General features: G+C 69.0%; 1 protein-coding gene. It reads left to right on the top strand.

Annotated features, from left to right (window positions below; genetic code table 11):
* Window positions 1-21: 21 nt before the first annotated feature.
* Window positions 22-1,017, top strand: coding sequence for an IS3 family transposase (locus Aut01nite_RS43055; RefSeq protein ID WP_043530838.1), 996 nt, complete (start codon window positions 22-24; stop codon window positions 1,015-1,017).
* Window positions 1,018-1,054 lie beyond the last annotated feature (37 nt).

The following is a 1,054-nucleotide window of genomic DNA, read 5'->3' as shown; positions in this document are numbered from 1 at the left end:
CTTCGGGCTCGGCAAGCGCTGATGGACGCGTTTGCGCAACTGACGGGGGCAGGGACCACGACCCGGGCCGCAGCGGCGATGACCGGGATCGCCCGGTCCAGCGCTGACCGGGACCGGCGCAGGCCGAGCCCATCGGTGCGGCCGCGTCCGGTACCGGCGAACGCGTTCACGCCGGCCGAACGCGAGCGGGTGCTGCGACTGCTGGACAGCCCGCAGTTCGTCGACGCCGCTCCAGCACAGATCTACGCCGCTCTGCTGGATCAGGGTGTCTACGTCGCCTCGATCGCCACGATGTACCGGATCCTGCGCGAACACCGGCAGATCCGCGAGCGTCGCCGACTGGCCCGGCATCCGGCCCGCGCTCGTCCGGAGCTGGTCGCCGCCGCGCCGCGGCAGGTGTTCAGCTGGGACATCACGAAGCTGGCCGGGCCGGTGAAAGGCTCCTACTTCGACGCCTACGTGATGATCGACGTCTACTCCCGGTACATCGTCGGCGTCCGTGTGCACGCCCGCGAGTCCGGGCCGCTCGCCGCGTCGATGATGCGGGAGGTGTTCGCCGTCCAGGGCGTCCCGTACGTCGTGCACGCCGACCGGGGCACGTCGATGACCTCGAAATCGGTGGCGGACCTGCTCGAAGACCTGACCGTGACCCGGTCACATTCCCGGCCGAAGGTGTCCAACGACAACCCGTACAGCGAGGCCTGGTTCAAGACGTTGAAGTACGCGCCGGTCTTCCCGGACAGGTTCGCATCCCTCGCCACCGCACGGGTGTTCATGACCGACTTCGTGACCTGGTACAACAACTGCCACCGGCATTCCGGGATCGGCCTGCACACCCCCGCCGAGGTCCACCACGGCCGCCACCACACGGTCCGCGCCGGCCGCGAGGACACCCTCGCCGCAGCCCGCGCAGCCCACCCGGAACGCTTCGGCACCGACCGGCTCCTGCCCAAGATCCTCGACCTGCCCGAACAGGTCTGGATCAACAAGCCGGAGCCGGAACCTCAAGCCGCATAACTCCCGCTGGCCTCAAATCCTTGACACGTTCCGTGCC

This window comes from Actinoplanes utahensis, from assembly GCF_016862455.1.
GTDB lineage: Bacteria > Actinomycetota > Actinomycetes > Mycobacteriales > Micromonosporaceae > Actinoplanes > Actinoplanes utahensis.
This window is presented reverse-complemented; position numbering and strand designations above follow the sequence as displayed.